The sequence below is a fragment of the Romboutsia sp. genome (assembly GCF_035470145.1).
Lineage (GTDB): Bacteria > Bacillota > Clostridia > Peptostreptococcales > Peptostreptococcaceae > Romboutsia_D.
The window spans coordinates 1-7,022 of sequence record NZ_DATIRC010000109.1; the positions used below are offsets into that span (position 1 = coordinate 1).

General features: G+C 25.6%; 10 protein-coding genes. 1 reads left to right on the forward strand and 9 read right to left on the reverse strand.

All coding sequences use genetic code 11. The features are described 5' to 3' along the window. From fliW to VLM92_RS04260, 7 genes are all read right to left on the reverse strand, one after another. Window positions 1–313: flagellar assembly protein FliW (gene fliW / locus VLM92_RS04230; RefSeq protein ID WP_325275107.1), on the reverse strand; the 313-nt coding region annotated here is incomplete at its 3' end. Between the two features lie 13 nt (window positions 314–326). After that, complete coding sequence (gene flgL / locus VLM92_RS04235; RefSeq protein ID WP_325275108.1) at window positions 327–1,286, reverse strand: flagellar hook-associated protein FlgL; 960 nt, start codon at window positions 1,284–1,286, stop codon at window positions 327–329. Window positions 1,287–1,299: 13 nt separating this feature from the next. After that, complete coding sequence (flgK, locus tag VLM92_RS04240; protein WP_325275109.1) at window positions 1,300–2,688, reverse strand: flagellar hook-associated protein FlgK; 1,389 nt, start codon at window positions 2,686–2,688, stop codon at window positions 1,300–1,302. A 16-nt stretch (window positions 2,689–2,704) separates the two neighbouring features. Then, complete coding sequence (locus VLM92_RS04245; RefSeq protein WP_325275110.1) at window positions 2,705–3,118, reverse strand: flagellar protein FlgN; 414 nt, start codon at window positions 3,116–3,118, stop codon at window positions 2,705–2,707. Beyond that, window positions 3,119–3,385 (reverse strand): flagellar biosynthesis anti-sigma factor FlgM, encoded by a 267-nt coding sequence (gene flgM, locus VLM92_RS04250; protein WP_325275111.1) that lies wholly within the window; start codon window positions 3,383–3,385, stop codon window positions 3,119–3,121. Window positions 3,386–3,416: 31 nt separating this feature from the next. Then, window positions 3,417–3,740: a FliM/FliN family flagellar motor C-terminal domain-containing protein gene (locus VLM92_RS04255; RefSeq protein WP_325275112.1), complete on the reverse strand. Its 324-nt coding sequence runs from the start codon at window positions 3,738–3,740 to the stop codon at window positions 3,417–3,419. A gap of 12 nt (window positions 3,741–3,752) precedes the next feature. Further along, window positions 3,753–4,175 (reverse strand): YaaR family protein, encoded by a 423-nt coding sequence (locus VLM92_RS04260; RefSeq protein ID WP_325275113.1) that lies wholly within the window; start codon window positions 4,173–4,175, stop codon window positions 3,753–3,755. Window positions 4,176–4,473: 298 nt separating this feature from the next. On the opposite strand from VLM92_RS04260, the gene VLM92_RS04265 reads away from it, so the two are divergent. Further along, a complete protein-coding gene (locus VLM92_RS04265) occupies window positions 4,474–5,193 on the forward strand; it encodes a LytTR family DNA-binding domain-containing protein (protein WP_325275114.1) in 720 nt (239 codons plus the stop codon). A gap of 111 nt (window positions 5,194–5,304) precedes the next feature. Here VLM92_RS04265 and VLM92_RS04270 read toward each other — a convergent pair whose 3' ends face one another. Beyond that, on the reverse strand, window positions 5,305–5,970 hold the full coding sequence (locus VLM92_RS04270) for a lytic transglycosylase domain-containing protein (RefSeq protein WP_325275115.1): 666 nt from the start codon (window positions 5,968–5,970) through the stop codon (window positions 5,305–5,307). A 209-nt stretch (window positions 5,971–6,179) separates the two neighbouring features. Further along, window positions 6,180–6,791 carry a hypothetical protein gene (locus VLM92_RS04275; RefSeq protein WP_325275116.1) on the reverse strand — a complete coding sequence of 204 codons (612 nt, stop codon included), beginning with the start codon at window positions 6,789–6,791 and terminating at the stop codon, window positions 6,180–6,182. Window positions 6,792–7,022 lie beyond the last annotated feature (231 nt).

Genomic DNA, 7,022 nt, shown 5'->3' on the forward strand with positions numbered 1-7,022 from the left:
TATTATTCTTTATATTTATTATTATAGGAGCTTTTAAATTAACTGTACTTTTACTTAATGTTTTTCCTAGTGTTATTAAACTTAACACCAATACATCTTTAGGACTTTCTACTTTTAATTCATTTATTATTTCATCATTTAAGTCTATTTCATAATCTTTTTTTACTTCAAAAGGAGATATAGCTATAAATCCTATATTTATATCTTCTGTTGAAGTTATCATTTTGAATTTATTATTTTCTTTAACTTCGTTTATTACAAAAGTTCTATATTCTTCAAATCCAGGTATCCCTTTTTCAAATATTATTTCCATATTTACCTCCTGATTATCTTAAATAATCTAATATAGTTGGTTGTATTAAATTTGAACCTACTTTTATAGACGCTTGATAAACAAGTTCTGCTGATTTTAACTCTATAAATTTTTCAACATGGTCTACATCTTGATCTAGAGATAATACTCCTTTCATATTTAATATATTTTCTTCATTAAGTTCTCTTACTTTTTCAGCTGTACTTACTCTTACACCAAGAGATGTTCTTTCATCTAAGGCATGATTATATAATACATCCACTTTTTCTTTCGTTGTTTCTAGTAAGTTCTTTTTAGCTATTTGAACTTTTGCAGGATCTTTTTCATTTGCTATATCATTCATATATTTAGATATATTATTTATTTCATCAAGCAAGTTCATAGGATTACCACTATCGTCAACTGTATTAAATATTTCTCCAACCGATAGATTATAATCTATATTTATACCATCTGATATATCCGCTTTTAAATTGTCCGTATTTGAATTTTTATTAACTTCTAATGTTACTGTTCCATCTGCATTTTCTACTACCTTTATAGGTGCTTCATCTACAGTTGTACCTCCAAACATATATTTCCCACCATAAGTTGTATTTAAAACATCTCCAAGTTCTTTTATATTTTCATTTATCTCAGCATTTATAGACTTCATTTCTTCTTCTGAGTATGTTCCATTCCCAACCTTTAATAGCTCATCTTTTATATCTTTAAGTACGTTCCCGAAATGTTCTAATGAAGCATCTGTAGTATTCAACCATCCTACAGTCTCATCTATATTATAGTTATACTTTTCAGTATATCTTATTTCATTATTTAAATTCATTATTCTTATAGCTTTATGTGGGTCATCAGATACTCTATTTACCATTTTACCTGAGTTTATTTGTTCGTTTATTTTATTCATTCTTGTTAAATTTTGTTGCGTATCATACATATGATTTCTTATCATCGAAGTATTAGTTAGTCTCATTTTATCCTCCTAATTATCTCTTTAAACCATTTACTACTACGTCTAATAAAGAGTCTATTGTAGATATTACTTTTGCACTTGCATTGTATGCATGTTGAAATTGTACTAAGTTTATCATTTCCTCATCTAATGATACCCCTGATACATTAGTTCTTAAATTATCTATTTCTTTTAATATTTTACTTTGATTTTTTTCATTTCTTATAACTTCTTGAGCTTCATTTCCTAGTTTTTGTATTATATTATTGTAAAATTTATCTATAGTAGTTTCTTCTCCCGATGCACCAATTGCAAATTTTTCATCTTTTAATTTATACATATTTTGAGCTATATCCGTTGTTACATTTAGTTCTCTAGGATTTTTTGTATATTTTTCATTAACTTTAATTATAGGGTTACCTTTTTCATCAAATACAAAGAAATCCGTATCTTTATTTATTTCAGTGCCTAAAGTTCCATCAACATTATCTAAAGATTTTCCACTTAAAACCTGATTAACACCTGTAGCTATACCTTTTGCAAGTTCTGTTAGACTTGTTGTATATTCTTTTATTTTATCTATCATCTCTAAAGAACCTTGAATCTCACCTGATATTTTATCTGCTGGTATATCTTTAGTTTGACTAGGATTTCCGTATGTTAAAGTTAATTGCTTTTCTCCACTTGCACTGTCTGTAATTTCAACTTTTGATAACCCATTTTCTAAAGCTGTTTTTATATCATCATTTCCTACGTTCATTTTAAAACTTAAATCATCAATTACATTGTCTCTTTGATCCATTAAGTCATTAGGAGATTTTCCACTACCTTGAACTATCTTTATTTGCTTATCAAGTTCTCTTAATTGGTCAAGCATATCATTTATTGATTCAACATCTTCATTAAGCTTTACATTAGCTTGTGAGCTTAAAGTTTCTAATTTTTCTTTTATATTACTTATATTATCCGCTAAATATTTACCATTTTGAGTAACTATATCTTTAGATGCTACATCCGTTGGATTTTTTGTTAATTCTTGCCAACTACTAAAAAAGTTTGCAATAGATGCTGATATAGATGTCTCTGATGGCTCATTAAATATTTTTTCCATATTTGTGTAATGATCATATTTAACATTTATTTTTCCTTGATTATGAGATTCATTTCTAAACTGAAAATCATAAAATGTATTTCTTATTATTGTAATATCTGTAGCTTGTACACCTGTTCCTAATTGACCTGCACCCATACTACTATTATATCCTGGATAACTATATGCACTTTTCGCACTTTGTTCTACTTTTTGCCTTGAATACCCTGGTGTATTCATATTATTTATATTATGTGAAGTTGTTTCTATCGACATTTGACTTACAGTCATTCCCGACCTTGCTGATTGTAAGCTACCTAATAATCCCGCCATCATTTCCCTCCAATTATTATTTTCCTACTTGTCCATATGAATTATATGTTCCTGCGCCTTTATTTGGTTTTATAAAGTTTATCATTTTCTTTGTAAAAAATAGTCTTTGTTTTATAAGATTTGAATTTGCTTCTTTTTGTATTTCTATCATTTTTAAAGTGCTTTCTATTTCTTCATAAGCTTGCTTTATATTTTCATCTTCACAGTTTTCTATAACTGTTTTCATACTGCTTTCACTGCCCATTATATTTCTTCTTTTTATTTCTACAGTTGCAAGCTCTTTTGATGTATTATCCAGTTCTTGAGCTATTTTGTCCATTTTCAGAACTTCTTTATTTATAACTAATTCATGTTGCTCATCTAGTAAATTTAATAGTTTTTTTAATATATTTTTTTCTTCATATATGATTATCTTTAATTCTGGGCTCAATTATATCTCCCCCTTCATACTATCTATTATTTTTTTCGCTAAAGCTTTTGAATCAACTTTATATGTCCCATTTTCTATTTTTCGTTTCAATTCATTTATTTTATTTATATCAACTTCTTCTTTATTTGCATTTACTTTGTTTAGGTATTTTCCTAATTCTGATATTTCAATAGTATCTTTTCTTTTACTATCTACGTTTTTAACTTCCATTTTATTGGCCTTATATATATTTTCAATATTTCTAAATTTTACTGGACTTATGTTCATTGACATCCTCCTTAATTCTATACTTTATATCTTAATTATCATCTTCTTCATTTTTTATCTTTGATAATCTCACTGCTAATTTATTATCTATTATTATGCTTTCTCCACTTGCTATTGATTTTCCATTTATGTTTATATCTAATGCTTCTTCTACGTTCTTATCTAGCTGTATTATATCTCCAACTTTTAGATTTACTATTTTTTCTATTTTTTCTCTTGTAGATCCCATTGATACTGTTACATCCATTTGACCATTCATTATTTCTTCCGTACTGTTTATAGATTCTTTTTCTCCTTCTACCAATTGTTCAAATTGTATTTCATATATTCCATCTTGATTTGCTAGTGTTTTCATTTTCTTTTCTCCTTACATGTATATATCTATTAAAAGTCCATTTATTTCATCTATTTTAGCGGCTACATCAATATTTTCTTTTTGTTCATATATTAGTTCTTTTGTTATTTCCTCTAGTTTTTCATTTACTGTTTTTACTGTAGTAAAATAGTTTCTATCCCAAAAGCTGTCATTTTTATTTAAGCTATAAACATAATCTACTATTGATTTTAAATATCCTTTTATAACTTGTTTGTATTTTATTACATCTGTATAATTTTGGGTTACTACTAACCGTTCACCTGTTTTTTTTATTTCCTCTATATATGCATCTAACTCTTCTTTTGTTTTCGATCTATTTGTTTGATTAAAACTATCAGTAAAATCTAGTTTACTTTTGCTATTTTTACTTTCTATACTTAATCCTGTGTTCAACCCTATATTTCTTACTTTCATCTTTAACCTCTATAATATTTTATAAATTTTATATATAGTTTTCTATTTATTAATAATACGGTCACACCTTAAATTACTTGAGTTAAATTTCACTCTGATTTTTAATTATTCTGATTTTTAATTATTTTGATTTTTTAAGGAATATAAATTAAGTTTTATATGCATAATTTAAAATGTATATAATTGTATTTTTTGAAGTTTTTTAATTTATTGAAAAATTGTATATTTAAGTTATATATAGCTTGAATAATTCATATACTTAATAATCCATTATACAATATTTTTAAAGGAGATTGATATGATTAATGTAACTATATGTTGTGATGAGCTTGATCAAGTAAGTACCTTGAATAGTTATTTAGTTAAGTTTTCTTCATTTCATGATTTCAAATATAAGCTTTCTAAGTTTGAATCTTTTAATGAGTTAGTGAATAAACCACCTAAACACATAGATATTTTATTACTTAATATTAATTTAACTAATAAACAAACAGTTTTTAAGACTTATGAAAAAATCAAATCTTTGTATAGCGATATTCAAATAGTTTTCATGCCTGAGATAGTAGATTTTATGCTTAATGGTTTTTCTTTAAAAGATTTCAAGTATATACTTAAACCTTTGAAATATTCAGCTTTTGAAGATGAACTTTTGCTATGTATTAGAGATTTAGATGATGAAAATAAACCTATAAAAAAAATGCATATTCATAAAAACTATATCAATATATTAGGTGGTGTATCTACTAAGTCCATTTTATTTATAGAGTCTAGATGTAACAATTGCATTGCTTATACTAGCAACAATTTTGTTACTATTCCTCATAATATTGACATGCTGGAGAAGAATTTAAATCCATCTGATTTTTTTAGGTGCCACAATAATCACTTAATTAATCTAAAAAAAATAAGAAAACTTAACAGAACTTCTGTTATTATAAATTCTAAGGTAGTTCCAGTATCTGAGAATAAGTTTAAGGAATTAAAAAATAGATTATTATTTATGCTTAAAATAATATAAAAATCAGCTATAAATAAAGCTGATTTTTATATTATTTTATTTTTTGATAGGAACAGTTTGAAACAATACATATTTTAATCTATTACTTAAATTATTTTTTAGTTGATTCTTTTATACTTTATAATACTTCATTACTTTTGGAACATAATTTTGTGTTTCTTTTGGCATTTTATATATATCTACTATAGATTTCACGCCTCTTCTTGCCATTCTGGTTGGTCCACCATTATAAGCCATAAGAGCCATTTCTACATTCCCATCATATCTATCTAAATATTCTTTTATATGTCTAGTTCCACCATCTATATTTTCTTCTATATTTAATGGATTTTTTATGCCTAAATTCCTACAGTTCTCAGGCATAAGCTGCATCAATCCTTTCGCTCCTGCTGGTGATACACTATTAGGATTAAAGTTTGATTCAACTTTTATTATTGCCCTTATTAAGTTTTCATCTACTCCATACTTTTCAGCTGACATACTAACAGCCTTATCTATCCTTTGATTTCTATCTATATCTTTTGATGCTGACTGTATTTTATTAGTATTTTGAATACTATTTTCTGTTTCTAAAGTTACATTTTCATAATTAATTTTATTATCTATACTTATACTATTTGTATTTATGTTATCAGCTTTATTTTTTTGTGCTACTGCTTTTAATAGACTTATCATTGCTATATCAAATGATTCATTGCTTGAATTATCGTCATTATTACTCGAATTAAGCATTGATAATTTAGATGTCATTTCTAATAATTGTATTTTATCAATCATTTCATCACCTCAAATATTTTATTACTTTAATAGTACGGATAAATATAAAATTACTTTATGATTATAAAATGTTTTGTGTGTGATTATATATAATTTTTCAACTAAACTAAATTCAAATTAATTATTTAGCTTCATTATATAAAAAACCTCTAATTTCAATTGAAATCAGAGGTTTTTATAAGTTTTAATTTGAAGTTTATATAAACATTTTATATAGCTAATTCAAGGTATCCACTTGGGTGGAAGTAATATATACTAGCACTATTCTTATCAACAAAGAATCCTAAATCTGTATCATAATCTGGGAAAAATACATATCCACTTAATCCTTTTTGATTTAAAACTTCAAAAGTATTTTCATTCCCTTCGAATGTATAATTTACATCTTTATTGTACATTTTTAATAATTCTTCAGCTTGTTGTTGATTTAGCACTTCTATAACTTCAACAGTATTTTTATCTTCTGCTTCTTCCTTTATTATTTCTTCTTTATTATTTTCAGCAATCTGAGTATTTTCACACTCTACTATTTCATTATTTATTTTTGGTTTTATTACTTCATTATTAACTTCTAGCTTTGCTATATTTTCTTTTACTATTTCTTCTTTGTATACTTCATTTTCTTTAATTTCATTATTTATGTTTTTTTGTTCTATATTTTCTTCATTTGTCATTATTGTTTCTTTATTTATATCTCTGCATTCAACCAACTCTGTAACAGGTTGGTTATTTGTATTTTGTGCAAATATTATATTTGTAATTGGATTTATAAATAATAATCCTCCACATAATAATGATAATGTTGTTATTGCTCTTTTCATGCTCATCCCATCCTTTGTTATTAATATTTATGTAAAAATTCACTTCGCTCAAGTACTTCGCCCACACGTGGCTCAAACAACCTCGGAAGTCATGTCCATTGCTAAAATTTAGTTTATCTCTTTTCTATGGTTTAATATTATCATATAGGGGTTACATATAACAGTTACACCACTGTTACTTTAGATTACAAATTCGTAACAAAAGTAACAGTGGTGTAACTTTTTAAATTT